The organism is Pseudomonas sp. LS_2 (assembly GCF_042709235.1).
GTDB lineage: Bacteria > Pseudomonadota > Gammaproteobacteria > Pseudomonadales > Pseudomonadaceae > Aquipseudomonas.
On the sequence record NZ_JAVAYC010000003.1, the window covers coordinates 221,788 to 246,646 of the forward strand.

A 24,859-nucleotide genomic window follows, 5' to 3' on the forward strand; every position below is an offset into this window, starting at 1 on the left:
TGTTTTGTAGCAAGTAGCCCTGTTTCGCGAGGACCAGCGGTCATCGCCGTTAATCCTGGGAAAATCCTGTCTCTCCATCATCGGCCTCGTTCGGCGTATTGCACGCCTGCGATTAAACGATGATGGAGAACTGCCCATGAAAGCCCTTACCTTCGCCCTGACTTTGCTTGCCGCCACCACCGCTACCTCGGCATTGGCCGAAGGCGGTTCCGACCGCCTCAAACAGCGCAGCGACCAATGGGCCATGCAGCGCCAGCAACAGCAGCAAGAGGCCTTGGCCAAGCGCGACGCGCAACCCGCACCACAAACCCAGGGTAGCACCGAGCGCCCAGCCTCTTGAGCCCACCCCACGGGGCGTAGGCATGCGCTTTCAAAGCGGGGCGGATCTGTGTAAAACAGGCCATTCACTCCCCGCGACGACAAGGATTTGCGCATGCTCTACCGCCCCCTCGGCCAATCCGGCCTGCAAGTTTCCGCCCTGACCCTGGGCAGTATGATGTTCGGCGAACAGACCAGCACCGAAGCGTCGCTGCGCATCATCGAGCGTGCCTGGGACCAGGGCATCAACTTCATCGACACCGCCGATGTCTACAATGCCGGACGCTCCGAGGAGATCGTCGGTGAAGCGGTGGCACGCAACCGCCAGGACTGGATCGTCGCCACCAAGGCCGGCTATGGCCCGGCCGATGGCCTGCCGAACCGCAGCGGGCTTTCGCGCAAGCACCTGTTCAATGCCCTGGAAGCCTCGCTGAGCCGCCTGGGCACCGACTACCTGGACATCTACTACCTGCACCGCGAAGACCACAAGGTGCCGCTGGAAGAAACCGTGCGGGCAATCGGCGACATGCTGCAACAAGGCAAGGTGCGCTATTGGGGCGTGTCCAACTTCCGTGGCTGGCGCATCAGCGAAATCTGCAACCTGGCCGAGCGCCTGGGTGTGGCCAAGCCAGTGGTCAGCCAGCCGCTGTACAACATCGTCAACCGCCAGGCCGAGCCCGAGCAACTGGCGGCGGCGGCCTTCCATGGCCTGGGCGTGGTGCCGTTCAGCCCACTGGCCCGTGGCGTGCTGAGCGGCAAGTACGCCCCCGGCGCGACGCCCGATCAAGGCAGCCGCGCCGGGCGCCAGGACAAGCGCATCATGGAGGTGGAATGGCGCCAGGAGTCGCTGGCCATCGCCCAGAAGATCCACGCCTACACCGAAGCCAAGGGCGTGGGCATCGTCGAGTTCGCCATTGCCTGGGTACTCAACAACCAGCTGGTCAGCTCGGCCATTGTCGGGCCGCGGACCGAGGAGCAGTGGGAAACCTACGCCGGGGCGCTGGAGGTAGAGATCACCGCCGAGGACGAAGCCTTCATCGATTCGCTGGTAACGCCGGGGCATGCGTCCACGCCTGGGTTCAACGATGTGGCGCACTTCGTCAGCGGCCGCCTGCCACGCAATTGAATCGCACCGCCCGCTTCAGGCCGGCAAGTCCCGCTGGCTGCGGGCGAATTCGATGAAGGCCTTGAGCGCCGCCGGCACCTGGCGGCGACTCGGGTAGTACAGATGGAAGCCTGGGTAATAGTGGGACCAGTCTCCCAGCACCTGCACCAACTCCCCGCTTTGCAGATGCTCGCGCACCATGTCTTCGAATACATAGGCCAAGCCCACGCCATCGAGCGCTGGCCGGGTCATCATGCGCACGTCATCCAGCACCATCGGCCCCTGCACATCCACTTCCAGGCGCATGCCGCCGCGTTCGAACTCCCAGCGATACAGCGCACCACTGGGGAAGCGATGGCCGATGCACGGCAGGCCGCGTAGGTCCTGGGGTTGCTGCGGCAGCGGATGACGCTGGAAAAACGCCGGCGAACCCACGACCACCGAGCGCAGGTAAGGCCCGATGGGCAGCGACACCATGTCGGCCTGCAAGCGCTCGCCCAGGCGCACGCCCGCGTCGAAACCACCACTCACCATATCCACCAGCGCGTCATCGCCGCTGATCTCCAGGCGTACGTCCGGGTACTGCGCCAGGAACGGGTTGGCCAATGGCAACAGCACCAGCTCCACCCCTATTCGCCCCGCCGTGATACGCAAGTTGCCGGACGGCTTGTCGCGAAAGCTGTTGAGGTCTTCGAGCGCATCGGCGATATCGCGAAACGCCGGCTGCAGGCGTTGGTACAGGCGTTCGCCCGCCTCGGTCAGCGCCACGCTGCGCGTGGTGCGGTTGAACAGGCGTACGTCCAGGCGAGTTTCCAGCGCGCGCAACCCATGGCTCAAGGCCGAAGGCGTAAGCCCCAGTTCCACTGCTGCACGGCTGAAGTTCAGGTGCCTGGCAATGCACAGGAATAGCGAAAGATCGGCGGTGCTGGGCGCCTTCATTTGTGAACAACCTTCACAGGACCATCCAAAATTCGTGGGATTATCACAGAAATAGTCCGGCTTTACAGTTGCGTCAACTCATCGAGAAGGCCCTGCACAACGCAGGGTCCATGACAGGAGGAGTTGACATGCGTACTTGGCTCATTACTGGCGCTTCCCGTGGTTTCGGTACCCTGATTGCACAACAGGCCCTGGCGGCCGGCGACGCGGTCATCGCCACCGCACGCAAGCCTGAAGACGTCGTGGCCCGCCTGGGCGAGCACCCTAACCTCTTGACCGTGCGCCTGGACGTCACCCGTGAGGAAGAGGCCCACCAGGCCGTTGCAGAGGGCATCAGGCGCTTCGGGCGCATCGATGTTCTGATCAACAACGCAGGCTACGGTGTGCTCGGTGCAGTCGAGGAAACCAGCGCAAGCGAAACCGAGCGACTGTTCGCCACCAACGTCTTCGGCCTGCTCAACGTGACCCGCGCCGTACTGCCGCACATGCGCCGTCAGCGTAGCGGCCACGTCATCAACATCTCATCGCTGGGTGGCTACCAAGGCTACATGGGTTGGGGCGTGTACGGCTCTACCAAGTTCGCCGTCGAAGGCATCAGCGAGGCCATGCACCAGGAGCTGGCGCCGCTGGGCATCCATGTCACCGTGGTAGAGCCTGGCTTCTTCCGTACCGACTTCCTTGATGAGCAATCGCTGATCAAGACTGCCCTGGAACTGTCGGACTACGACGAAACCGTCGGCCAGATGCGCACGTTCGCCGCCTCCGCCAACCACGCGCAGCCGGGCGACCCGGACAAGTTCGCCAAGGCCATGCTGGAGCTGGTCAACGCGGCGAATCCGCCTCAGCGCCTGCCGCTGGGCAGCGATGCGGTAGCGCGCATCGCCTCCAAGCATGCGTTCGTCGAGGGTGAGCTGGTGCAGTGGCGGGAGCTGGCGATGTCCACCGACTTCGCCCAGTAGAAAACACCATGCTTGGCAAAGGATCCCGCTGCACCTGTGCAGCGGGATCGTTTCGTTACATCAGCGACAGCCCTTTGATCGCCAGCAGGTGCAACGGATAGAACCCATAGCCCCAGCGCCCCACCCGCGGTACTCGCCACCCGTCGCAGCCCAGCAACCCCTTGCCCAGCGGCAACGCCAAGGCGGCGGTGGCGAGCACCAGCCAGGTGAAAGGCTGCCACAGGTGGCCATACAACCAGCTGTTGGTCAGGTTGCCGGCCATGGCCAGAACAGCCCCCAGCAGCCACCCCTTCGTACCCTGTTGCAGCGCCAGAACGCACGCGGCGGGCAGCAGCACGCCTGGCAGGCCGTACATCAGTCGCTCGCCGAACAGCACCGCCAGCGCCAATGCAGCACCACCGGCCAGCCGCGCCAAGGCCTGGGGATGGTGTACGGCCCAGGCCAGCAGCAGCCCCAAGGTCAGCGTAGGCATCACGCTGAGGGTCTGCGAGCCGCTGTCCAGCCAGCGATAAGGCCCTTCCGACAGCAACGAGAACAGCAGCATCAGGCCCAGGTAGCGTGCGTTCGAGCGTCTGTACAAGGTGCCGGGCATGCTGCGCGCGACGTTGCAGGCGATCGCCAGGCAGAACAGCGGAAAGGCCAGCCGCCCCAGCACGAACAGGTTATCGGCGCCAGGCCAGAGAAACCGCAAGTGGTCGGCGACCATCGTTACCATCGCCGTCCACTTGACCAGGTCCAGCCCGGCCGAACGCCTGCTCAGGGTCGCGCCTCGCCCAGGTAGCGGTTGGTCCATGTCGCCAGCGGCAGGGGTGGTTGCTGCTCGAGAATGCGGCTCCAGATCAGTTGCAGATCATCCAGGTTGAACATCGAGCCGACACCCGCGCCGATCCAGGCCGTGGGGGTGTCGACGATCCACTGCCCCTGCCCGTCGCGGTGGGCCATATTGAAGCGGAAGGTGTAGTTGCCGGGGATACCCATGCGCAGGTCGGACACTACCAGGGTGCCGTCGATCGCGTCGTAGCGCAGCCAGTCGTCGGTAAACCAGCGTAGCCGCGCATGCAGCGGGTCATCGCCTAGAGCCTGGGCGAGTTCCAGGTTCAGGGACAGACGCTGCATCTCCGGCGCCTGGTGGTCGAACAAGCTGCTGACGCCTTCGTAGTAATGGCCATCCGGGGTCTTGGCCAGTACGCGCCAGACCAGGCTGTTGAACGCCATGGGTATCGCCCGCACTGCACTCGTGGCTACCCCTTGCTGCTCCAGGGCGTGGGCGAAACGCTGCTCGGCGGCCATGCGCCCGGCCAGGCCGAACCCCAGGTAGGCCGTGCTGAACAGCAAGGCCGCGGCCATCCAAGGCACGGCGCGCCCGGCCATACCACGCAACGCGGCGAAGAGCACCGTGGCCAGCAGCGGCACGGTGTAGATCGGGTCGATGATGAACACCGCCGCCCAGCTTTCCGGGGTGAACTGCAAGGGCCAGAACAATTGCGTGCCGTACACCGTGAACGAATCGAGTATCGGGTGGGTCACCAGCACCAGCCAGAACGCCAGGAACAAGCGTGGCCAGCGGTAGCCTTTTTCGGGCCAATACCGCTTGCCGAGCCAGGCCACCAGCCAGGCCAGCAGCAACGCAACGCCGGTAAGTACGAAAATCGAGTGGGAAAAGCCCCGATGGTAGGTCATCTGCGAGACCGGGTCGGCATAGCGAATGACGACGTCCAGGTCGGGCACGGTGCCGAGGGCGGCGCCGTAGAGCAAGGCGCGTCGGCCCTGGATACGGCCCAGCACGGTGCCCTGCAGGGCCGCGCCCAGCACGGCTTGGGTGATTGAGTCCACGGAAACGCTTCCTGTGCAGGTAGTTGCCGGAAACTACCCGCAACCTGGGCGGTTGTGCAAACCCCAAACCGATACCAGCGGTATCAGAACAGCTGCCAGGTGTAGACCAGGATCAGGCGGTTCTCATCGATGTCGCTGCGGTAGTTCGAGCGCGCCATGGCGTTGCGCACCCGTATGCCCAGACCCTTGAGCACACCGCTTTGCACCGCGTATCCCAGGTCGATGTCGCGCTCGCGGTCACGCCCCTCGAACCCCCGCCCGGTGTCGACATTGTCGCCGGTGATGTAGCGCACCGTCGCCGTCAGGCCTGGAATGCCCATGGCTGCGAAGTTGTAGTCGTAGCGCACCTGGTACGAGCGTTCGTCGGTATAGGCGAACTCGTAGGTCGGCACCTCGTTGCCCAATGGTGTGATATTGGCGAACACCCGTGGGAATGGGCTGTCGCCATACATGCCCTGGTAGCCGACATGGAATGCATGGCCGCCATGGCGGGCGGTGAACAGCGAGAAGAACGCCTGGTTGTCGATGCGCCCAAGCAAGGCATCGCCGTCCTCGCGGGCGGTGTAGTAGCCCAGGTTGGCGCTGAGTACCCAGTCGCCCAGCGGCTTGCTGTGCTTCAGCCCCAGGAAGCCTTGCTCGTAGATGTCTTCCAGTTGCCCGTACCACAGGCTGGCGGAGGTCTGGTTGGCGTTGAAGGCATAGTCGGCACCTGCATAGTTGAAGGCATCGCTTTCAGCCTGGCGCATCGGCACATGGCCAAGCATGGCGTTCATCTTGCCGTAGCCGCCTTCGTTGCGCAGGTGCGTGCTACTCAGATGACCGGCCTGCAGGGTCAAGCCTTGCAGCTCGGTGGAGCTGACGCTTACGCCTTGGTAGGTCGGTGGCAGCAGGCGGATATCACTGAAGGCCAGTACCGGCAGGTTTGGTTGCAGCTCGCCGATGCGCAGTTCGGTCTTCGACAGACGCGCCTTGAAGGTCGGTGCCAGGCGGCTGTATTCGCTGGCCGCGCGGCCATCGCCGTGCACCGGCAACAGGCCTGTGTTGACGCGGTCGGGGCTGCTGTCCAGGCGAATGCCCAACAGGCCCAGGGCATCGACGCCAAAACCCACGGTGCCAGGGGTGTAGCCCGACTTGAAGTCGAGGATGAAACCCTGGGCCCACTCCTCGGCCTTGGACTGCTGGTTGGCACCGACGATATCGGAGAAGTCGCGGCTGAAGTAGTAGTTGCGAGCGCTGAGGCTGGCCTTGGCGTCCTCGAAGAATCCGCCTTCGGCGGCAAGCACGGGTTGGCTGAGCACTGCGAGGCCCAGGGCGAGGCATGGCGTTTGGTTCATTCCGATAGCTCTCTTGATCTTGTTGTTATGGTTGAAGCGTTTGCAACTGGCGCTGCGCGAAGGCGCAGCACTGCGTGGGCGGCGAGCCCGAACAGCAAGCCCCAGAACGCCGCCGAGAGGCCGAGGAAGGAAACCCCCGAGGCGGTCACCAGGAAGGTGAAAAGCCCGGCATCGCGCTCTGCAGGTTCGGCCAGGCTGCGCGCCAGGGCTTCGCTGATCGCGCCGTACAGCGCAAGGCCCGCCAGTGCGGCCACCAAGGCCGCCGGAAAGGCGGCGAACAGCGACATCAGGGTGGCGCCAGCCACACCCAGCAACAGGTACAACCCACTGCCGGCGACCGCTGCCACGTAGCGACGGCGCGGGTCTTCATGGGCTTCGCGCCCGGTGCAAAGGCTGGCGGTAACGGCTGCCAGGTTCAGCCCGTGGCAACCGAACGGTGCCAACAGCGCTCCGCCAATGGCGCTGGCGCGAATCAAAGGGCTGGCGGGCGTGCTGTAGCCAGCGTTACGCAGCACGGCCATGCCCGGCATGAACTGCCCGGTCAGCGCTACCAGCACCAGCGGTAGCGCGAGGTTGAACAGCGCGGTCAGGCTGAACTGCGGGGTCACCCATTGCGGGGACGCCAATTCCAGCACCAGCGCTTCGGTGCGCAGTTGACCCGTGGCCACCGTGACCAACGCGCCGATCGCCAGCACCGCCGCCACGGCGTAGCGTGGCCGCAGCCGGCGCACCAACAGGTAGCCGGCGAACATCGACAGCACCAGCAACGGTTGCGTCGGCAAGGCGCGGAACACCTCGGTGCCGAAGCTGAACAGGATGCCCGCCTGCAGGCCGGCTGCGATCGAGCCCGGCAGCCGGGCGATGATGCGATCGAAGGCGCCGCTGGTACCGATTGCCAGCAGCACCAGGTTGGCCATCAAATAGGCGCCGACGGCCTGTGCCAGGCCCACCTGGGGCAAGGCACTGACCAGCAGCGCCGACCCCGGAATCGACCAGGCGATCACCACCGGCACCCGGTAGCGCAGGCTCAGCAGCGCGCCCAGCACAGCGCTGCCCATGGATATCGCCCATACCCATGACGACAGCTCGCCGTGTGACAGCCCGGCGGCTTCGGCGGCGTGAAAGATGATGACCAAGGGGCCGGCGTAGGAGATAAGCGTGGCCAGCAGGCCAGCCAGGATCGCGGACAGCGAGCTGTCCTTCAGGAGGTTCTTCATGGGGCCTCGTTGAGTCAGTGCCGGCCTCTTCGCGGGTGAACCCGCTCCCACAGGTACTGCACCGCTCCCAAGACCGCAGGTGAACCTGTGGGAGCGGGTTTACCCGCGAAGAAAGCGCCACGGTTTAGGCGGCAGCCGCCACGGTCTGGCGCCGCCCGCTAACCAGATGCACCGCCATGGCCAGTGCCGCGATCGCCCCAGGAACGGCAAAGGCGATGAAGTTCAGTTGCAGCGGCAAGTTGATGCCCATCAGCGCACCACCCAGCAGCGGCCCTACGATCGCGCCATTGCGGCCGATCCCCGACGCCCAGCCCAGGCCTGTTGAGCGTACCGACAGGCCATACAGCTGCGCCGCACCGGCATACAGCAGGATCTGCGTACCAATGGTGGTCGCCCCGGCAATGAAGATCAGCAGGTACAGCACCGGCATCGGGCTGTTGACCCCCAGCAGGCTGATCGACAGCGCTGCCGCTATGAAGAACGCCACCTTGACCTTGACCAGGTTGTAACGGTCGCCCAGCCAGCCACCCAGAATCGCCCCGGCCATGCCACCGAAGTTCAGCGCCAGCAGGAACGACAAGCTCGAGCCCAGGCTGTAGCCGGCATTGGCCATCAGCTTCGGCAACCAGGAGCTCAGCGCATAGACCATCAGCAGGCAGCAGAAGAACGCCAGCCACAGCGCCAGGGTGCGCACCGCCAGGCCATTGCGGAACAGTTCCAATACAGACGCCCCGCTGCCCTTGCGCTCGACCGCCTGCAACGTATCGTCCGCCTGCACATCGCATTGCGGGTCCAGGCGCTTGAGCAGCTTGCGTGCTTCCTCCAGACGGCCCTGACGCACCAGGAACCCGATGGATTCAGGCAGGTAGTAGAGAATCACCGGCAACAGCAGCAACGGAATGGCTGCGGCGAAGAACATCGACTCCCAGCCAAAGCGCGGCAGCATGAAGATGCCGACACCCGCCGAGAGCATGCCGCCCAGCGAATAGCCGCTGAACATGATCGCCACCAGCGTACTGCGCAGGCGCTTGGGCGCGTACTCGCTCATCAGCGCCACGGCATTGGGCATCAGCCCGCCACAGCCGAGCCCGGCGATGAAGCGGTAGATACCGAACTCGCTGGGGCTGCTGGCGAAGCCGTTGAGGATGGTAGCCACGGAGAACAGCGCAAAGCACATGGCGATGCCCTTCTTGCGCCCGATCCGGTCGGCCAGGCTGCCGAACACCAGGGCGCCGAACATCATGCCGAACAGCGCGTAGCTGCCCAGCGCACCGGCTTGCAGGGGCGTCAGGCCCCATTCCTTCATGATTACCGGCAGCACTACGCCGTAGATGAACAGGTCGTAGCCGTCGAAGATCAGCAGCAGGCCGCACCAGGCCATGACCATCCAGTGGAAGGGGGTAAAGCGCGCGTTATCGATGATCGGGTGTATATCGAGTGTTCGCATGGCATCTGTCTCTTGTTCTTGTTGTGTGAAGAAAACCTTGCCGCCAGCGGTGTCAGCCCAGGTCGCCACCGCCCACCGGCAAGGTCACGCCGGTGATGTAGGAGGCCTCGTCGCTGGCCAGGAAGAGAATGGCGCCGACCTGTTCGTCGATGCTGCCGTAGCGGTGCATCAAGCTGCTGGACAGGGTCTGGTCGACGATCTGCTGGTACCAGACCTTTTCCTGCTCGCTTTGCTCGGCTTCGTTGCGCGGAATGCGCCGCGGGGGCGCGTCGGTGCCGCCGGGAGCCGTGGCGTTGACCCGCACACCACGGTCGGCGGTCTCGAACGCCAGGCACGCGGTGAGCGCATTGACGCCGCCCTTGGCCGCGCCGTATGGCACGCGGTTGACGCCACGGGTGGCGATGGACGACACGTTGACGATCGCCCCGGCGCCCTGTTCGAGCATGTACGGCAACGCGCTATGGCAGCACCACAGGGTGGGGAACAGCGAACGGCGCACTTCGGCTTCGACCTGCGCCACGCTGTAGTGCTCGAACGGCTTGGCCCAGATGGTGCCGCCGACGTTGTTGACCAGCACGTCGAGGCGGCCGAAGGTTTTGACCGCCGTGGCCATCACCTGGGCGCAGTCTTCGTGCCGTTCGAGGTCGGCGGTAAGGGTCAGCATGCCCTCCTCGGCCAGTTCGTGGACCAGCTCGGAGCGGTCCACCGCCACCACTTGCGCGCCCTCTGCCTTGAGCCGCTGGCACACGCCGCGGCCGATGCCCTGAGCGGCACCGGTGACCAGGGCGACCTTGTTCTGGAACCTTGTAGCCATTGCGAATCTCCCTCTTGAGACGTGGTGTGCTCATCGCGGGCAACCCTCGCCTTGAACCTGGAATACGAAAACCTCAGGCCGCCGCTGCAAACTTCTCGAAATAGAAGTTCACCGGGGTAATGCCCTGCTCGCGCAGATGCTGGCTCACCGCCTCGACCATCGGTGGCGGCCCGCACAGGTACACGTCCACATCGCCGTCGTTGAGGTGGCCCGGCTCGATGTGTTGGGTGACGTAGCCCTTCTGCGGGTATTGGCTCTCAGGGCTGGCCACGCAGGCGCTGTAGCTGAAGTTGGGAATACGTGCAGCCAGCGCCTGCAGGCGGTCGAGCTCGACCAGGTCGAAGTCGTGGGTGACCCCGTAGATCAAGTGCAGCGGGTGTTCGCTGCCGGTCTCGGCGATCTTCTCCAGCATCGCGGTGAACGGCGCCAAGCCCGTGCCGCCAGCCAACAGCAACAAGGGGCGGTGGATCGGCCGCAAATAGAAACTGCCCAGCGGCCCTGCCAGGCTCATGCGGTCGCCGGCCTTGGCCAGGCCGGTCAGGAAGCTACTCATCAGCCCGCCCGGCACATTACGAATCAGAAAGCTGACTTCGCCGTCCTTTTGCAGCGAACTGAAGGAGTAGGCCCGGCTCTGCTCGCTGCCCGGCACCTTGAGGTTGACGTACTGCCCCGGCAGGAACGCCAGGCGGCTCAATGCCTCGCTCTTGATCGACAAGGCAATGGTGCTCTGCGACAGCTGGCGCACATCGCTGATGGCCGCCTCGAAGCTGGCCTGTTCGGTCTTGCACACTTGCGACGAGGCTGGAATGCGCACCACGCAGTCGCTTTCGGCGCGCATCTGGCAGGTCAGCACGTAGCCCTCGGCGATTTCGTCCTCGCTCAAGGCGTCGTCGATGAAATCCTCGCCCAGGTCGTACTGCCCGGACTCTGCCTTGCACTTGCAGGTGCCGCAGGCGCCGTCACGGCAGTCCAATGGGATGTTGATGCCTTGGCGGTAGGCGGCATCGGCCACGGTTTCATGGCCTTCGGCGTGGATGAAGCGGGTAACCCCGTCTTCGAAGTTCAAAGCGATCTGGAAGCTCATAAGGCACCTGCTTCAGATGTGGTAGATGTCGATGACCTGACGCACGTAGTCGTTTTTCAGTACCACCTTCTTGGCCTTGATCAGCGGCTGCTCGCCGCGCAGGTCGAGGGTGTAGAAACTGGTGCCGAAGTAACTGTCGGTGGTCTTGTAGCGAAAGCTCAGGGTGTGCCAGTTGAAACGCACCTGGCAGCTGCCCTCGCCCTGCTCGACGATCTCGATGTTGCTGATGTTGTGCGAGGTGCGGGTGTCCGGCACGGTGGCGCTGGAGCGTTCGGTCTTGATCCGGAACACTCGGTCTTCCAGGCCGCCACGGTTGCCGTACCAGATCAGCGAGATTTCGCTTTGCGGGTCCTGCGTGAGGGTGTCGTCGTCATCCCACGCCGGCATCCAGAAGCTCGCGTCGCTGGCATAAAGCTCCAGCCACTGGTCCCACTGGGCGTCGTCCAGGTAGCGCGCCTCGCGATAGAGGAAGTCGCGCACGGTGTCATGCAGGCTCATTGCACGGCCTCCACGGCAATCAGGCGCGGGTCGTCTTTCAGGGCCTTGAGCATGGTGTCCTGCCAGTACTTGTGTTGCAGCACGAACAGGCCCTCGTCTTCGGTACGCACGCCAGACAGCAGCGGCTTGAGCTCGATCTCCTTGGCCGCTTCATCGGCCCCTTCTACCCAGTGCTTGGCGCCACGAGACATGTCGTTCCAGCCGGTGCCTGCGCCATAGCCGGTCTGGCAGGAGCGGAATTCCTCCAGATCGTCCGGGGTGGCCATGCCGCTGACGTTGAAGAAGTCTTCGTACTGGCGGATGCGCCTGGCACGGGCATCGGCACTCTCGCCACGGGGGGCGATGCAGTAGATGGTGATTTCGGTCTTGTTCACCGAAATGGGCCTGGCCACGCGGATCTGCGAGCTGAACTGGTCCATCAGGTACACGTTCGGGTACAGGCACAGGTTGCGCGAGTTCTCGATCATCCAGTCGGCGCGGGCCTGGCCGAAGTCGGCGGCCAACTGCTCGCGGCGCTCGTAGGCCGGACGATCCTCGGGGTTGGCCCAGCGGGTCCAGAGCAGCAAGTGGCCGTGGTCGAAGGAATAGAACCCACCGCCCTGCTTGGCCCAGGCGCCGGCGCTCATGGTCTTGATTTCTTCGCCGCTCTCGCGCTGCTTGCGCTGGTTCTGGGTGGCGGCATAGTTCCAGTGCACGGAGCTTACGTGGTAGCCGTCGGCGCCGTTCTCGGCGGTAAGCTTCCAGTTGCCTTCGTAGATGTAGGAGCTCGCGCCGCGCAGCACTTCCAGCCCATCAGGGGACTGGTCGACGATCATGTCGATGATTTTGGCCGACTCGCCCAGGTGCTCGACCAACGGCTTCACGTCGGCGTTCAGGCTACCGAACAGAAAGCCCCGGTACGACTCGAAACGCGCAACGCGGGTCAGGTCGTGGGAGCCGTCGCAGTTGAAGCTGTCGGGGTATCCGGCGTTGCTTGGGTCCTTGACCTTTAGCAGCTTGCCGCTGTTGTTGAAGGTCCAGCCGTGGAACGGGCAGGTATAGCTTGCGCGGTTACCACGCTTGTGCCGACACAGCATGGCGCCGCGGTGGCTGCAGGCGTTGAGGAAGGCATTGAGCTCCCCGTCCTTGTTGCGCGCGATGAAGATCGGCTGGCGCCCCATGGTCAGGGTGAGGAAGTCGTTTTTCTCAGGGACCTGGCTTTCGTGGGCCAGGTAGATCCAGTTGCCTTCGAAGATGTGCTTCATTTCCATCTCGAACAGGCGCGGGTCGGTGAACATCTCCCGCTTGCAGCGGTAGACGCCGGCTTCCCGGTCATCCTCGAGCATGGCATTGAGGTAGTCGAATCCCAGGGACATGGCCAGGGCCTCCATTGTTATTGTTCAGGCCGGGTCAGGTTATGTGTGTGGGGCTAGTGGCAATATCCGGATCGTGCAGACCGCTATCCGTTTTCTGCGGTTGATCTTCTCCAGGGCGCGCGTGATGATCCGTCCTCTACCTACAAAGGCACTTCCGATGCTGGTCCCGTCTTGCGCCCTGGTACTGGCCGCCGGCCAAAGCCGCCGCTTCGGCAGCGACAAACGCCAACACCGCCTGGCCGATGGCCAGACCCTGCTGCTGGCCAGCCTGGCCCTGCCCTGCGCGATCTTCGATGAGGTCTGGCTGGCCCTGCGCGCCGACGAAGCCGTGCCTGCGAACCTGCCGGGCAACGTACACGTGCTGCAATCGGCCGACAGCCTGCTGGGCCTGAGCCACAGCATCGCCGCCAGCGTCGAACACATCGCCCAGGCCAGTTCGGCGCAGGCACTTGCGGTGTTTCTCGCCGACATGCCGTTCATCCAACCTGCGACAGTGCACACCTTGCTCGCCCAGGCCGCTGCCGAACGCATCTGCCGACCGGCCTGGCAAGGGCGGCCAGGGCACCCGGTGGTGTTTGGCCGTGCGTTCTGGCCGGCGCTGTGTGAGCTGCAGGGCGACAACGGCGCACGCTCGGTAGTGGCGTCGCATCCTCAAGCGCTGCTGACAGTGGAAACGCACGACCCCGGTGTGCTGAAAGACATCGATCGCCCCGACGATCTGCCAACGGGCTAGACTGAACAAAGCATTCCGACGACCGTCAACGGCACGCAAGGGGGGCTTGCCACACGTGGAGGTGTGAGATGAGCCAGTTCAAGCGATTGTTCGTCATGCTCGGCCCCCAGATGCGCCACACGCCCGCCTTGCAGCGGGCGGCCGCGCTGGCCGAGTCCAGTGGGTCACTGCTGGATATCCATGTCTTCGTCGACGATGTCGACACCTTCGGCTTGATGGGCGATACCCAGGAGCGCGAGCGGCTGCTTTCGGACAATCGCCAGTGGCTGGCCGACGAAGCCGAACAGCTACGCAATGCCGGGCTGGATGTGTCCACCGACCTGCTGCTCACCCGCGACCCCCTGGCCACGGCCTTGCAGCAATTGGAACGGCTGGGTTGCGACCTGTTGGTCAAGGACGTGCAGCATGAACCCGTGCTCAAGCGCCTGCTGGTCACGCCACTGGACTGGCTGCTGCTCAAGCAGAGCCCCATCGCCGTGCACCTGGTCAGCGATATCCGCCTGCCGCTGCCACGGCAGATCGCCGCCGCCGTCGACCTTGATACCCACGGCCCTGGCGAACATCTGGACCAACAGGTGATCCACAGCGCCCGTGCCCTGGCCTTGCAATGCAACGCCGAACTGCACCTGGTGCACGTATGCGACGCCAGCCGCACCCATATCGCCGACTTCGGCGCGGGCACCGTGACCATGCCGGGCTTCGAGGGTAGCGTGCGTACGGCGCAGCGCACGGCGTTCAACCGCCTGGGCGACCACCATGAAGTGGCCCTGGAGCGCCGACATTTTCTTGAGGGACCTGCGATACGAGCGATCGCACAGTTCATCAGCCATGGGCGGGTGGACGTGATCGTCATGGGCAGCCACCGCCACGACGCGATGCAGACCTACCTGGGCGGTACCACGGCCCACGTGCTTGAGCACCCGCTGTGCAATGTGCTGGCGATCAAGGCAGTGCGCTGACAGAGGGAATTGGGTGGGAGTCGATACCGGTCTTTTCGCGGGCAAGCCCCGCTCCTACAGATTCAGCGCTGTACTTGGAGCCAGCGCTGGGCAGGTAGGAGCGGGCTTGCCCGCGAAGAGGTCTTTACCGGTTCGATCAGAACGACGCGCTATAGAACAGCGAGTACGACTCGATCCCGTCGTTGGGCTGCTTGATCCCGGCGTTGGAGTAGTGCATCGCACGGAAGCCGACCTTCTGCTGGCCCGGCAGCTTCACACCAAAGCCGATGCGGTCTTCGAAGTTGAAGGAGGAGCCCAGGCGCTGGTCGCCTACGTCGGTCTTGGAGAAGGCGGCAATACCAATACCGGCCTCGATGAAGGGTACGTAGCCGGAAGTGCCGAACTCGTAAACGAATACCGGGCTGAACGACAGCGAGTGTGCGGCACTGGCCTCGCCGCCTTCCCAGTAGGTGTAGGCCGCGTCCCAGTAGCCGGTCAGATGACCGGTGCTGCTTTCCAGCCACTTCTTGTCCCAGTCGAAGGACAGGCCGATACGGTAGGCCATGTCGCCCTGACCGGTTGCCCCTACAGCGCCAGACACTTGTGCCGCCTGCGCCAGGTTGGCGCCAGCCAGCGCCAATACCGCTACCGCCAACGATGCAGCGAAACGGGTTTTCATCTGATGACTTCTCCTGATGGTCTTCACGGGCAGGTCACCCTTCTTGGGCAGCACCTGCTACGAGTGGGGTTTTGCCCCTTGTTATAAATTCATGCCCGACCTATGAGGCCAAGTCATAAGTGGTAATACTTTTCCGATTATTGACAAGTAATCAGAAAGTTGAAAGCCATTTGCCGCCTTTGAATGAGAGAAAATACGATTTTTCACATCTCTCTTCGTTCGGCGGTGTGCCCTCTTGGCGATGGACCACTGGGCGTAACCAAAGGTTTCAGCTTTTTTTGGCTTCGTTGTGCTCCTCCAGCAGGCGCACGAACATGCCCAGGCTTCGCGATACCGTGCCACGGCGCCATACCAGCCAGGTCTTCAGGTAGCGGAAATCCTCCGACAGCGGCCATACGCTGACCGTGCTGGCGCCGGGCATGCTGTCGAGCATGCTGCGGGGCATCAGCGCAAGGCCGGCGCCGGCACTGACGCAGGCGAGCATGCCGTGGTACGACTCCATTTCATGGATCTTGCCCGGCACGGCGTGGTCCTGCACGAACCACCTCTCGAAATGGTGCCGGTACGAGCAGTTGGCGCGAAACGCATAGATGCTTTCGCCATTGACGTCGCGGGCACGGCTGACCGGGTCGTGGTTGAGCGGCGCGATCACCACCATTTCTTCCTCGAACACCGGCATGCCCTCCAAGGTCGGGTGCAGCACCGGGCCGTCGACGAAAGCCGCCACCAGGCGCCCCGCCAGCACCCCCTCGAGCATGGTGCCGGAAGGGCCGGTGGAAAGGTCCAGGTCGACCTTCGGGTAGCGTTGGTTGTAGGCCGCCAGCAGCCCGGGAATACGCACCGCCGCTGTGCTTTCCAGCGAACCCAGGGCAAAGGTGCCTTGTGGGTCTTCACCGGCCACCGTCAACCGAGCCTCCTGCACCAGTTCGAGAATACGCCGGGTGTATTCGAGGAAGTTCCAGCCTGCCGGCGACAGGCGCAGGCGACTTTTCTCGCGGATGAACAACGCCACCCCCAGGTCTTCCTCGAGCTGCTTGATGCGGGTGGTCAGGTTCGACGGCACCCGGTGGATCTGCTGGGCGGCAGCGCTGATGCTGCCGTGCTCGGCGACAGCCTTGAACATCTCCAGTTGCACCAGGTCCACAGGCTTTCTCCATACGTGAATGTTTCGCTCATTATTATTCAGTTTTCAGAAAAACTGCACGCCACTAGTCTGGGCTTCACGCGAAGACAACAATGAGGCACCCGCCATGAGCACAATCAGCAGCCAGACCCACGCCATTTCCGTCGACCCCTATACCGGCGAGCAGATCGGCAACTACCCCTACGACACCGACGCCGCCCTGGACGCGGCGCTGCAGCGCGCCAAGGCCGGCTTTGCCCAGTGGCGCCAAGTGTCGCTGGGTCAGCGCAGCGAATACCTGCTCGCCCTGGCGGCGGCCCTTGAGGCCAACCACGAGGCCTGCGCGGTGATGATCGCCCGGGAAATCGGCAAGCCGATCGCCCAGGCCCGTGGTGAAGTGAGCAAGTGCATCGGCCTGTGCCAGTGGTACGCCGAGCACGGCCCGGCAATGCTCGCCCCCGAGCCGACCCAGGTCGAGAAGGCCCGTATCGAATACCGCCCGCTCGGCCCGATTCTGGCGGTGATGCCGTGGAACTTCCCGCTGTGGCAGGTGCTGCGCGGCGCAGTGCCGGCCATATTGGCGGGCAACACCTTCGTACTCAAGCACGCACCGAACGTAATGGGCTCGGCTTACCTGCTGGCCGAACTGTGCAAACAGGCCAAGCTGCCTGAAGGCGTGTTCGAGGTGGTCAACGTCACCCCCGAGGGTGTCACTCGTGCCATCAACGACCCACGCATCGCCGCCGTCACTCTCACCGGCAGCGTGCGCGCCGGCATGGCCATCGGCGCCCAGGCGGGTGCGGCATTGAAGAAGTGCGTGCTCGAGCTGGGTGGTTCGGACCCCTTCATCGTGCTGGCAGACGCCGACCTGGACGCTGCGGTCAAGGCCGCAGTGGTTGGCCGCTACCAGAACACCGGCCAGGTGTGTGCGGCGGCCAAGCGGCTGATCGTCGAGCAGAGCATTGCCGAGGCGTTCACCCAGAAGTTCGTCGAGGCGACTCGGGCACTTAAAGTCGGCAACCCGCTGGAGGACGACACCTACATCGGCCCGATGGCGCGTTTCGACCTGCGCGACGAGTTGCACGGCCAGGTGCAGGCGACCCTGGCCGAAGGCGCCACCCTGCTGCTGGGCGGGCACAAGGTCGAGGGCGCGGCGAACATCTATGCGCCCACCGTATTCGCCGACGTCACCCCGCAAATGACGGCCTTCAAGCAGGAGCTGTTCGGGCCTGTGGCGGCGATCATCAGCGCCCGGGATGCCGAGCATGCGGTGGAGCTGGCCAACGACAGCGAGTTTGGCCTGGCCGCAACCCTCTACACCGCCGACTACGCCCTGGCCGAACGCATGACTGCCGCGCTGGAGACCGGTGGCGTGTTCATCAACGGCTACTGCGCCTCCGACCCCCGGGTGGCGTTTGGCGGGGTGAAGAAAAGTGGTTTCGGGCGTGAGCTGTCGCACTTTGGCCTGCGCGAATTCACCAACGTGCAGACGGTGTGGCTGGACCGTAACTGATCAAGCGTATGGCACCGGTTTTACCGGTGCTTGCGGGCAAGCCTGCGCCTACAGGAATCGTGCAGGATGTGTAGGGGCGGGCTTGTCTGCGAACACTGGCATGGCCTGCCCTGCACCGTAGCATCAACGGCTACGCCGCAAGGTTTCGCTCGGCAGCTCACGGAACAACTGCCGGTAGCTTTCAGAAAACCGCCCCAGATGCCAGAACGACCAGCGCATCGCCACCTCGGCGACAGTCGCCTCGCTCCCGCCACGCAACAAATCACGCCGAGCCCCGTTGAGCCGACGCAAACGCAGCCAATGCGCCGGCGGCATACCCGTGAAGGCTTTGAACGCCTGTTGCAACTGGCGCAACGAAACACCCGCCACCTGCGCCAGCTCCACCAGGTTCAACGTTTCTTCCGGGCAATCGGCTGCCCACTCGCTGACCCGCTGCATGATCGCCCGCTCCTCTCCCCGCCGCCCCAAGGCCTGGCCCTGCAAGCGCTGGCAGGCGTTGTCGAGGATGAACAGGCAATCGTCGAGCAATTGCTCGGCCAGGGCCTGGCCCTGTAAAGGGCAATCAGCCTCGGTCAAGCGCGTCAGGGTGGCGCTCAGCCAACTGCCAAACAAGGCATTCTGGCCACTGCCCAGCGGCACCATGAACAACCCCCGCAGACGGTCCAGGTCCAGGCCATGGCGTGCCAGGAACGGCTGGTCGAACACTACCGCCACTTCCTGGTAGTTTTCCGGGGTGATCCAGATATTGCGGCTCTGCTCGTTGAGCAGGTACAGGCTGTTGTCGATACGGTCGAAGCAGAACGCCAACGACCCGCTCGGCGCGCGGAAGAACTGCTCCACGCGGGTATTCAGGCGCTCTTCGTAGACCTCGACGCCATCGAGCCCCAGGCAACGCAGCTGGCCGCTGAAATGCCCCGGCGACATCTGCCGGTATTGCTGCTGCCAACCGGGGGTGGCGCGGACCTGTTCGGTCACATCGGTGGTGTGGAAAGCCTGGACCTGCAAGGCATTGTGCGTATTCACGCGGCGTCCTATATGCACTCTTCTGGTGCATTCGTTGACGAAGAAAACGGATAGATAGCCCCTGGGGGCAGCGCCCAAGATAGTCCTCAGTGCGCTTCAGGGGAAGCTCCCCCTGAACCGAGCGCCGAAAACACCCAACCAAGAGGTCTGTATGAACGCCCCCTTCGATCAGCTGTCCGCCTGGCTGAAAGAACACCGGATCACCGAAGTCGAATGCGTGGTCAGCGACCTGACCGGCATCGCCCGCGGCAAGATCGCCCCGACCGCCAAATTCCTCAACGAGCGCGGCATGCGCCTGCCCGAAAGCGTGCTGTTGCAGACGGTCACCGGCGACTTCGTCGACGACGACATCTACTACGGCCTGCTGGACCCGGCCGACATCGACATGGTCTGCCGCCCCGACCCGACGGCGGTGTACCAGGTGCCCTGGGCGCTCGAACCGACCGCCATCGTCATCCACGACACCTTCGACAAACACGGCAACCCCATCGCCCTGTCGCCACGCAACGTGCTCAAGAAAGTACTGGCGCTGTATGCCGCGCAAGGCTGGCAGCCGATCGTCGCGCCGGAAATGGAGTTCTACCTGACCCAACGCTGCGAAGACCCGGACCTGCCGCTGCAAGTACCACTGGGGCGCTCGGGCCGTGCCGAAAGTGGCCGCCAGTCGTTCTCCATCGACGCGGCCAACGAATTCGACCCGCTGTTCGAGGACGTCTACGACTGGTGCGAGATCCAGGGCCTGGACCTGGATACGCTGATCCACGAAGACGGCCCGGCGCAGATGGAGATCAACTTCCGCCATGGCGACGCACTGGACCTGGCCGACCAGATCACCGTATTCAAGCGCACGATGCGCGAGGCTGCGCTCAAGCACAACGTCACCGCCACCTTCATGGCCAAGCCGATCACCGACGAGCCTGGCAGCGCCATGCACCTGCACCAGAGCGTGGTCGACATCGCCACCGGGCGGCCGATCTTCGCCAACGAAGACGGCAGCATGAGCGAGCTGTTCCTGCACCACATCGGCGGCCTGCAGAAGTACATTCCCCAAGTGCTGCCGATGTTCGCGCCAAACGTCAACTCGTTCCGCCGCTTCCTGCCCGACACCTCGGCGCCGGTGAATGTGGAATGGGGTGAAGAGAACCGCACCGCCGGCCTGCGCGTACCCACCTCCAGCCCTGAGGCGATGCGTGTGGAGAACCGCCTGCCGGGGGCCGACGCCAACCCTTACCTGGCCATCGCCGCCAGCCTGCTGTGTGGCTACCTGGGCATGATCGAGAAACTCCAGCCCAGCGCCCCGGTACAAGGCCGCGCCTACGAAAGACGCAACCTGCGTCTGCCTATCACCATCGAGGACGCCTTGCAGCACATGGAGGATTGCGCCGTGCTTGAACAGTACCTGGGCCGCCAGTTCGTGCAGGGCTACGTCGCGGTCAAGCGCGCCGAGCACGAGAACTTCAAGCGGGTCATCAGTTCCTGGGAGCGCGAGTTCCTGTTGTTGAGCGTCTAAGCCCTTGGGGGCGCTGTGCGCCCCTTTCGCGACACACCACAGAACCAACCACCAGAACAATTCCAACGAGGTGTCGACATGCGTCATTTGCAACCCCTGATTCCCGCGGCCTTCGCCCTGCTGTTCGGCGCCGCCGCGCAGGCCCAGCCGACGGTCAGCGTGTACAACTGGACCGACTACATCGGCGAGACCACCCTGGCCGACTTCCAGGCCCGCACCGGCACCAAGGTGGTGTATGACGTGTTCGACTCCAACGAAACCCTCGAAGGCAAGCTGCTGGCCGGGCGCACCGGCTACGACGTGGTGGTGCCGTCCAATCATTTCCTTGCCCGCCAGGCCAAGGCCGGCGCGTTCCTGCCGCTGGACCGCAGCAAGCTGCCGAACTGGAAGCACCTGGACCGGAAACTGCTCAAGCAGCTCGAGCAGAACGACCCCGGCAACCAGTACGCCGTGCCCTACCTGTGGGGCACCAACGGCATCGGCTACAACGTCGAGAAGGTCAAGGCGGCGCTGGGTATCGACAAGGTCGACTCGTGGGCGGTGATGTTCGAGCCGGAGAACCTCAAGAAGCTGCAAAAGTGCGGCGTGGCCTTCATGGACTCGCCCGACGAGCTGTTCCCGGCCATGCTCAACTACCTGGGCCTGAACCCACGCAGCGAAAACCCGGCCGACTATGAAAAGGCCGAGGCACGCCTGCTGGAGCTGCGCCCCTACATCACCTACTTCCACTCCTCCAAGTACGTCTCGGACCTGGCCAACGGCGAGGTCTGCGTGGCCTTCGGCTACTCCGGCGATGTGTTCCAGGCCGCCAACCGCGCGGTGGAGGCGAACAACGGCGTGAAGGTGGCCTACAGCATTCCCAGGGAAGGCAGCAACCTGTGGTTCGACCTGCTGGCCATTCCGGCAGACGCCAAGAACCCCGAGCAGGCCCTGGCCTTCATCAACTACCTGCTCGACCCGCAAGTGATCGCCAAGGTCAGCGCCACGGTCGGCTACGCCAACGCCAACCCGGATGCCCAGGCCTACATGGACAAGTCGTTGGTGGAAAACCCTGAGGTCTACCCGCCCCAGGAGGTGCTGGACAAGCTGTATGTCTCCACCACCCAGAGCCCGAAGATCATGCGCCTGATGACCCGCTCCTGGAGCAAGATCAAGTCCAACCGCTAAGCCGAGCCCGAGCCATGCCAGCCACGACCCAACACACTGCCTCCTACTACGCCGCCACTGCACGCAGCACGGCGCCCTACCCCACGCTCGAGGGCGAGTTTCGCGCCGATGTGTGCGTGGTCGGCGGCGGCCTGACCGGCGTCAACACCGCGCTGGAGCTGGCCGAGCGCGGCCTTTCGGTGATCCTGCTGGAAGCCCGGCGCATCGGCTGGGGTGCCAGCGGGCGCAACGGCGGCCAGCTGATCCGCGGCATCGGCCATGACGTCTCGGGCTTTGCCCGCTACGTCGGCCAGGAGGGCGTGCGCTACCTCAGGCAGGCCGGGCTCGACTCGGTCGCGCTGGTGGCCCGGCGCATCGAGCAGTACGGCATCGATTGCGATCTGCGCTGGGGCTTCTGCGAGCTGGCCAATACCCCCGCCCAGTTCGAGGCCTTCAAGGCGGAGCAGCAAGACCTGGCAAGCCTGGGCTACCGCCATGAAACGAGCTTGGTGCCACCTGCACAGCTGCATGAAGTGGTGGCCAGCGACTTGTACGCAGGCGGCCTGGTGGACATGGGCTCGGGCCACCTGCACCCGCTCGACCTGGTACAAGGCGAAGCCCGCGCCGCCGCTGACCTCGGTGTCCGTATCTTCGAGCAGACCCCGGTACTTCGCATCGAGCATGGCACCACCGTCACCCTGCACTGCGCGCGTGGCAAGGTACGTGCGCAAAGCCTGGTGCTCGGCTGCAACGCCCACCTGGATGCACTCGAGCCACGCCTGAGCGGCAAGGTGCTACCCGCCGGCAGCTACGTGGTGGCCACCGAGCCGCTGCCTGAAGACCTGGCGCGCTCGCTGATCCCGCAGAACATGGCGCTGTGCGACCAGAAGGTCGGGCTCGACTATTACCGCCTCACCGCCGACCGCCGCCTGCTGTTCGGCGGCGCCTGCCATTACTCCGGGCGTGATCCAAAGGACATCGGCGCCTACATGCGGCCCAAGGTGCTCAAGGTGTTCCCGCAGTTGGGCGATGTGCGCATCGACTTCCAGTGGGGCGGCATGATCGGCATCACCGCCAACCGCTTCCCCCAGGTCGGCCGCCTGGCCCAACACCCGAACGTGTTCTACGCCCAAGGCTATTCAGGCCACGGCCTGAACGTCACCCACTGGACCGCCAAGCTGCTGGCCGAAGCCATTGCAGTCGGCCACAGCCAGGGCCTGGACGTGTTCAGCGCCGTGCCGCACCTGACCTTCCCCGGCGGCAAGGCCCTGCGCTCGCCGCTGCTGGCGTTGGGGATGTTGTGGTATCGGTTGCGGGAGGTGCTGGGCTGACTTCGTCCAAGTCAGAGAATCGCCTGTAGCCCTTTGTTGGCGATGACGTTGAGCAGCTTCAAGGCAGGCCCGCCAGGGCGTGTTTCGCCCTGCTCCTACTTACGCACGGTAGAGGCGCTAGTGTGCAAATGCAGGGCGAACACCGGCTGGCTGAACCTGAGTGCCTCGGGTAGCAGGAAGCGGTGTAGGCATGAACTAGTTGCCATATCAGTTCATGCCCATTACTGGCCTTCCAGCCGCCGCCTGCTAGCGTTGTTCTGGCCTCTCCCCCAAATGGACGCTACACATCATGAAACCACTGCCTCGCGCCACCCTGCTGTGTGCTGCCCTGCTTGCCCTGGCTGCCTGTTCCAGCAACCGCGTCGATCCGAGCCAGTATTCCGGGTTTCTCAAGGACTACAGCCGGCTCGAGCCGGCCGAAAGCATTTCCGGGGCGCCGGTGATGCGCTGGGTCGACCCCGGTATCGATGCCAACCGCTACCGCCAGGTGTTCATCGAGCCCAGCCAGTTCTACCCCAAGCCGCAGCCCACTGCGGTGATCTCCGCGCAGACCCTGCAAGCCATCACGCGTTACTTCGATGAGGCCCTGCGCCGCGAAATCGGTAGCGTACTGACCCTGGTGCAGGCGCCTGGGCCAGGCACCATCGTGGTCCGCCCGGCGATCACTGCCGTTTCCACCCATACCGAAGGGCTCAAGCCTTACGAAGTGATCCCTATCGCCCTGGTCGCGGCGGCCGTGAACACCGCCGCGGGCGGGCGCGACCAGGCGACGGACATTGCCGTGGAGGCCGCCTTCCTCGATGGCGGCGACCAGAAAGTGCTGGCCCAGGTGGTGCGCAAGGGCAGCGGCAAGGACCTGGAGAACGACACCCAGCAATTGACCCTGGACGATGTGAAACCGGTGCTCGATGGCTGGGCCAGCGACATGCGCCGTAGCTTCGTGGCGTTGCGCGACAAGAAGCACTGATGCACGTCCTGTGAGAGCGGCCGTCTGTGGGAGCGGCCTTCCCACAAGAGCAAGCGCGGCTTGAAGCTGTTATAAGATGCTGCCATGAACACGAATCATGAAGCATCCCCTCTGCCCGCCGACCTGCGGGTGTTCCTCACGGTCATCCGCAAGGCCAGCTTCGCCGCTGCCGCCGTCGAGCTCGACCAATCGCCGGCCTATGTCAGCAAACGCATCCGCATCCTCGAGGAAACCCTGGGCACCCGCCTGCTGCATCGCTCGGCGCGCAGTGTTGCGTTGACCGACGCAGGCCGGCGTGCCCAGCAGTGGGCCGAACGCATCCTCGAAACCCTCGAAGATTTCGTGGGCGACCTCAACCAGGTACGCAAGGCGCCCCGTGGCCTACTGCACGTGTGCAGCAGCTTGGGTTTCGGTCGCAACCACGTGGCGCCGGCCATCGCCGAACTGGCGACCGCCTACCCGGACCTGGAAGTTCGCCTGGATGTGTTCGACCGGGTAGTGGACATCGTCGCCGAGGGCTTCGACCTGGAGATCCGCGTGGGCGACGACCTGCCGGGGCAGCACATCAGCCGCCAGCTGGCGGCCAACCGGCGAATCCTCTGCGCCACCCCTGAATACCTCGCCCGCCGCGGCACCCCGCAAAGCCTCGACGACCTCGCCAGCCACGACTGCCTGGTGCTCAAGGAGCGCAACAGCCCATTCGGGTTGTGGCGTTTGCAGGCTGAAGGCGAGGAACACACCGTTAGGGTCAATGGCACCCTGTCGTCCAACAGTGGCGAGATCGTCCTGCAATGGGCGCTGGCCCACCGCGGGTTGTTGCTGCGCTCGTTGTGGGATGTGCGCCCGCTGCTGGAACAGGGGCGCCTGGTACAGGTGCTGCCGGCCTACAGCCAGAGCGCCAATGTGTGGGCGGTGTACCCGACACGCCTGGCCGACTCGGCCAAGCTGCGGGTGTGCGTGGAGTTTCTTGAGGCGCGGTTGAAGTCCTAGCGC

General features: G+C 64.3%; 24 protein-coding genes and 1 pseudogene. 11 read left to right on the forward strand and 14 right to left on the reverse strand.

Going from position 1 to position 24,859, the window contains the following annotated elements:
- The first annotated feature begins 136 nt into the window (after nucleotides 1–136).
- Together RAC97_RS04260 and RAC97_RS04265 are read left to right on the forward strand one after the other, a co-directional pair.
- A complete protein-coding gene (locus RAC97_RS04260; RefSeq protein ID WP_375098033.1) occupies nucleotides 137–340 on the forward strand; it encodes a co-regulatory protein PtrA N-terminal domain-containing protein in 204 nt (67 codons plus the stop codon).
- A 93-nt stretch (nucleotides 341–433) separates the two neighbouring features.
- Nucleotides 434–1,444, forward strand: a complete 1,011-nt coding sequence (locus RAC97_RS04265; RefSeq protein WP_375098034.1) for an aldo/keto reductase — start codon at nucleotides 434–436, stop codon at nucleotides 1,442–1,444.
- A 15-nt stretch (nucleotides 1,445–1,459) separates the two neighbouring features.
- Here RAC97_RS04265 and RAC97_RS04270 read toward each other — a convergent pair whose 3' ends face one another.
- Nucleotides 1,460–2,362 carry a LysR family transcriptional regulator gene (locus tag RAC97_RS04270; protein ID WP_375098035.1) on the reverse strand — a complete coding sequence of 301 codons (903 nt, stop codon included), beginning with the start codon at nucleotides 2,360–2,362 and terminating at the stop codon, nucleotides 1,460–1,462.
- A 128-nt stretch (nucleotides 2,363–2,490) separates the two neighbouring features.
- Between RAC97_RS04270 and RAC97_RS04275 the strand changes: the two genes are divergently transcribed.
- Entirely contained in the window at nucleotides 2,491–3,321 is an 831-nt protein-coding gene (locus tag RAC97_RS04275; RefSeq protein ID WP_375098036.1) for an oxidoreductase, read from the forward strand.
- A gap of 55 nt (nucleotides 3,322–3,376) precedes the next feature.
- Here the strand turns inward: RAC97_RS04275 and RAC97_RS04280 are convergent, their stop codons facing one another.
- The 9 genes from RAC97_RS04280 to benA form a co-directional block, all read right to left on the reverse strand.
- Complete coding sequence (locus tag RAC97_RS04280) at nucleotides 3,377–4,114, reverse strand: TraX family protein (protein WP_375098037.1); 738 nt, start codon at nucleotides 4,112–4,114, stop codon at nucleotides 3,377–3,379.
- Nucleotides 4,078–5,154, reverse strand: a complete 1,077-nt coding sequence (locus tag RAC97_RS04285; RefSeq protein WP_375098038.1) for a metal-dependent hydrolase — start codon at nucleotides 5,152–5,154, stop codon at nucleotides 4,078–4,080. Before RAC97_RS04285 ends, RAC97_RS04280 begins: the two co-directional genes overlap by 37 nt.
- A gap of 83 nt (nucleotides 5,155–5,237) precedes the next feature.
- Nucleotides 5,238–6,488, reverse strand: a complete 1,251-nt coding sequence (locus RAC97_RS04290; protein ID WP_375098039.1) for an OprD family porin — start codon at nucleotides 6,486–6,488, stop codon at nucleotides 5,238–5,240.
- Nucleotides 6,485–7,705: a benzoate/H(+) symporter BenE family transporter gene (locus RAC97_RS04295; RefSeq protein ID WP_375098040.1), complete on the reverse strand. Its 1,221-nt coding sequence runs from the start codon at nucleotides 7,703–7,705 to the stop codon at nucleotides 6,485–6,487. The genes RAC97_RS04290 and RAC97_RS04295 overlap by 4 nt, the downstream gene beginning before the upstream one ends.
- 124 nt (nucleotides 7,706–7,829) lie before the next feature.
- Entirely contained in the window at nucleotides 7,830–9,152 is a 1,323-nt protein-coding gene (locus RAC97_RS04300; protein WP_375098041.1) for an MFS transporter, read from the reverse strand.
- A gap of 52 nt (nucleotides 9,153–9,204) precedes the next feature.
- Nucleotides 9,205–9,966 carry a 1,6-dihydroxycyclohexa-2,4-diene-1-carboxylate dehydrogenase gene (locus RAC97_RS04305; protein WP_375098042.1) on the reverse strand — a complete coding sequence of 254 codons (762 nt, stop codon included), beginning with the start codon at nucleotides 9,964–9,966 and terminating at the stop codon, nucleotides 9,205–9,207.
- A 73-nt stretch (nucleotides 9,967–10,039) separates the two neighbouring features.
- Complete coding sequence (gene benC, locus RAC97_RS04310) at nucleotides 10,040–11,050, reverse strand: benzoate 1,2-dioxygenase electron transfer component BenC (protein ID WP_375098043.1); 1,011 nt, start codon at nucleotides 11,048–11,050, stop codon at nucleotides 10,040–10,042.
- A 12-nt stretch (nucleotides 11,051–11,062) separates the two neighbouring features.
- Nucleotides 11,063–11,548, reverse strand: a complete 486-nt coding sequence (gene benB / locus RAC97_RS04315; RefSeq protein WP_375098044.1) for a benzoate 1,2-dioxygenase small subunit — start codon at nucleotides 11,546–11,548, stop codon at nucleotides 11,063–11,065.
- Nucleotides 11,545–12,903 carry a benzoate 1,2-dioxygenase large subunit gene (benA, locus tag RAC97_RS04320; protein ID WP_375098045.1) on the reverse strand — a complete coding sequence of 453 codons (1,359 nt, stop codon included), beginning with the start codon at nucleotides 12,901–12,903 and terminating at the stop codon, nucleotides 11,545–11,547. Before benA ends, benB begins: the two co-directional genes overlap by 4 nt.
- Nucleotides 12,904–13,060: 157 nt before the next feature.
- On the opposite strand from benA, the gene RAC97_RS04325 reads away from it, so the two are divergent.
- Both RAC97_RS04325 and RAC97_RS04330 read left to right on the forward strand, forming a co-directional pair.
- Nucleotides 13,061–13,636 carry an NTP transferase domain-containing protein gene (locus RAC97_RS04325; RefSeq protein ID WP_375098046.1) on the forward strand — a complete coding sequence of 192 codons (576 nt, stop codon included), beginning with the start codon at nucleotides 13,061–13,063 and terminating at the stop codon, nucleotides 13,634–13,636.
- Between the two features lie 68 nt (nucleotides 13,637–13,704).
- Nucleotides 13,705–14,595: a universal stress protein gene (locus tag RAC97_RS04330; RefSeq protein ID WP_375098047.1), complete on the forward strand. Its 891-nt coding sequence runs from the start codon at nucleotides 13,705–13,707 to the stop codon at nucleotides 14,593–14,595.
- A 136-nt stretch (nucleotides 14,596–14,731) separates the two neighbouring features.
- Here RAC97_RS04330 and RAC97_RS04335 read toward each other — a convergent pair whose 3' ends face one another.
- Together RAC97_RS04335 and RAC97_RS04340 are read right to left on the reverse strand one after the other, a co-directional pair.
- Nucleotides 14,732–15,253, reverse strand: coding sequence for an acyloxyacyl hydrolase (locus RAC97_RS04335; RefSeq protein ID WP_375098048.1), 522 nt, complete (start codon nucleotides 15,251–15,253; stop codon nucleotides 14,732–14,734).
- 268 nt (nucleotides 15,254–15,521) lie between these two features.
- Nucleotides 15,522–16,397 carry a LysR family transcriptional regulator gene (locus RAC97_RS04340; protein WP_375098049.1) on the reverse strand — a complete coding sequence of 292 codons (876 nt, stop codon included), beginning with the start codon at nucleotides 16,395–16,397 and terminating at the stop codon, nucleotides 15,522–15,524.
- A 106-nt stretch (nucleotides 16,398–16,503) separates the two neighbouring features.
- Here RAC97_RS04340 and RAC97_RS04345 point away from each other — a divergent pair, with 106 nt between their 5' ends.
- A complete protein-coding gene (locus RAC97_RS04345) occupies nucleotides 16,504–17,889 on the forward strand; it encodes an aldehyde dehydrogenase family protein (protein ID WP_375098050.1) in 1,386 nt (461 codons plus the stop codon).
- Nucleotides 17,890–18,012: 123 nt separating this feature from the next.
- Here the strand turns inward: RAC97_RS04345 and RAC97_RS04350 are convergent, their stop codons facing one another.
- Nucleotides 18,013–18,912: a helix-turn-helix domain-containing protein gene (locus RAC97_RS04350; RefSeq protein ID WP_375098051.1), complete on the reverse strand. Its 900-nt coding sequence runs from the start codon at nucleotides 18,910–18,912 to the stop codon at nucleotides 18,013–18,015.
- Nucleotides 18,913–19,063: 151 nt separating this feature from the next.
- Between RAC97_RS04350 and RAC97_RS04355 the strand changes: the two genes are divergently transcribed.
- The 3 genes from RAC97_RS04355 (at nucleotide 19,064) to RAC97_RS04365 (ending at nucleotide 22,899) form a co-directional block, all read left to right on the forward strand.
- Entirely contained in the window at nucleotides 19,064–20,422 is a 1,359-nt protein-coding gene (locus RAC97_RS04355) for a glutamine synthetase family protein (RefSeq protein WP_375098052.1), read from the forward strand.
- Between the two features lie 78 nt (nucleotides 20,423–20,500).
- On the forward strand, nucleotides 20,501–21,589 hold the full coding sequence (locus tag RAC97_RS04360; RefSeq protein ID WP_375098053.1) for a polyamine ABC transporter substrate-binding protein: 1,089 nt from the start codon (nucleotides 20,501–20,503) through the stop codon (nucleotides 21,587–21,589).
- Nucleotides 21,590–21,603: 14 nt separating this feature from the next.
- Nucleotides 21,604–22,899 (forward strand): NAD(P)/FAD-dependent oxidoreductase, encoded by a 1,296-nt coding sequence (locus RAC97_RS04365; protein ID WP_375098054.1) that lies wholly within the window; start codon nucleotides 21,604–21,606, stop codon nucleotides 22,897–22,899.
- Between the two features lie 11 nt (nucleotides 22,900–22,910).
- Here RAC97_RS04365 and RAC97_RS04370 read toward each other — a convergent pair.
- A pseudogene (locus RAC97_RS04370) lies at nucleotides 22,911–23,072 on the reverse strand (helix-turn-helix domain-containing protein); the annotation flags it as partial.
- Nucleotides 23,073–23,188: 116 nt separating this feature from the next.
- Between RAC97_RS04370 and RAC97_RS04375 the strand changes: the two are divergent.
- Nucleotides 23,189–23,866, forward strand: coding sequence for a DUF3313 domain-containing protein (locus RAC97_RS04375; protein ID WP_375098055.1), 678 nt, complete (start codon nucleotides 23,189–23,191; stop codon nucleotides 23,864–23,866).
- A gap of 84 nt (nucleotides 23,867–23,950) precedes the next feature.
- Nucleotides 23,951–24,856, forward strand: coding sequence for a LysR substrate-binding domain-containing protein (locus tag RAC97_RS04380; RefSeq protein ID WP_375098056.1), 906 nt, complete (start codon nucleotides 23,951–23,953; stop codon nucleotides 24,854–24,856).
- Nucleotides 24,857–24,859 lie beyond the last annotated feature (3 nt).

Bases quoted from the DNA above. Each gene is read 5' to 3' on its own strand.
- benA (WP_375098045.1), bottom strand. From the start codon at position 12,903: ATGTCCCTGGGATTCGACTACCTCAATGCCATGCTCGAGGATGACCGG.
- RAC97_RS04345 (WP_375098050.1), top strand. From the start codon at position 16,504: ATGAGCACAATCAGCAGCCAGACCCACGCCATTTCCGTCGACCCCTAT.
- RAC97_RS04335 (WP_375098048.1), bottom strand. From the start codon at position 15,253: ATGAAAACCCGTTTCGCTGCATCGTTGGCGGTAGCGGTATTGGCGCTG.
- RAC97_RS04375 (WP_375098055.1), top strand. From the start codon at position 23,189: ATGAAACCACTGCCTCGCGCCACCCTGCTGTGTGCTGCCCTGCTTGCC.
- RAC97_RS04305 (WP_375098042.1), bottom strand. From the start codon at position 9,966: ATGGCTACAAGGTTCCAGAACAAGGTCGCCCTGGTCACCGGTGCCGCT.
- RAC97_RS04270 (WP_375098035.1), bottom strand. From the start codon at position 2,362: ATGAAGGCGCCCAGCACCGCCGATCTTTCGCTATTCCTGTGCATTGCC.
- RAC97_RS04365 (WP_375098054.1), top strand. From the start codon at position 21,604: ATGCCAGCCACGACCCAACACACTGCCTCCTACTACGCCGCCACTGCA.
- RAC97_RS04355 (WP_375098052.1), top strand. From the start codon at position 19,064: ATGAACGCCCCCTTCGATCAGCTGTCCGCCTGGCTGAAAGAACACCGG.
- benB (WP_375098044.1), bottom strand. From the start codon at position 11,548: ATGAGCCTGCATGACACCGTGCGCGACTTCCTCTATCGCGAGGCGCGC.
- RAC97_RS04290 (WP_375098039.1), bottom strand. From the start codon at position 6,488: ATGAACCAAACGCCATGCCTCGCCCTGGGCCTCGCAGTGCTCAGCCAA.
- benC (WP_375098043.1), bottom strand. From the start codon at position 11,050: ATGAGCTTCCAGATCGCTTTGAACTTCGAAGACGGGGTTACCCGCTTC.
- RAC97_RS04265 (WP_375098034.1), top strand. From the start codon at position 434: ATGCTCTACCGCCCCCTCGGCCAATCCGGCCTGCAAGTTTCCGCCCTG.
- RAC97_RS04325 (WP_375098046.1), top strand. From the start codon at position 13,061: ATGCTGGTCCCGTCTTGCGCCCTGGTACTGGCCGCCGGCCAAAGCCGC.
- RAC97_RS04295 (WP_375098040.1), bottom strand. From the start codon at position 7,705: ATGAAGAACCTCCTGAAGGACAGCTCGCTGTCCGCGATCCTGGCTGGC.
- RAC97_RS04260 (WP_375098033.1), top strand. From the start codon at position 137: ATGAAAGCCCTTACCTTCGCCCTGACTTTGCTTGCCGCCACCACCGCT.
- RAC97_RS04300 (WP_375098041.1), bottom strand. From the start codon at position 9,152: ATGCGAACACTCGATATACACCCGATCATCGATAACGCGCGCTTTACC.
- RAC97_RS04275 (WP_375098036.1), top strand. From the start codon at position 2,491: ATGCGTACTTGGCTCATTACTGGCGCTTCCCGTGGTTTCGGTACCCTG.
- RAC97_RS04380 (WP_375098056.1), top strand. From the start codon at position 23,951: ATGAACACGAATCATGAAGCATCCCCTCTGCCCGCCGACCTGCGGGTG.
- RAC97_RS04280 (WP_375098037.1), bottom strand. From the start codon at position 4,114: ATGGACCAACCGCTACCTGGGCGAGGCGCGACCCTGAGCAGGCGTTCG.
- RAC97_RS04330 (WP_375098047.1), top strand. From the start codon at position 13,705: ATGAGCCAGTTCAAGCGATTGTTCGTCATGCTCGGCCCCCAGATGCGC.
- RAC97_RS04360 (WP_375098053.1), top strand. From the start codon at position 20,501: ATGCGTCATTTGCAACCCCTGATTCCCGCGGCCTTCGCCCTGCTGTTC.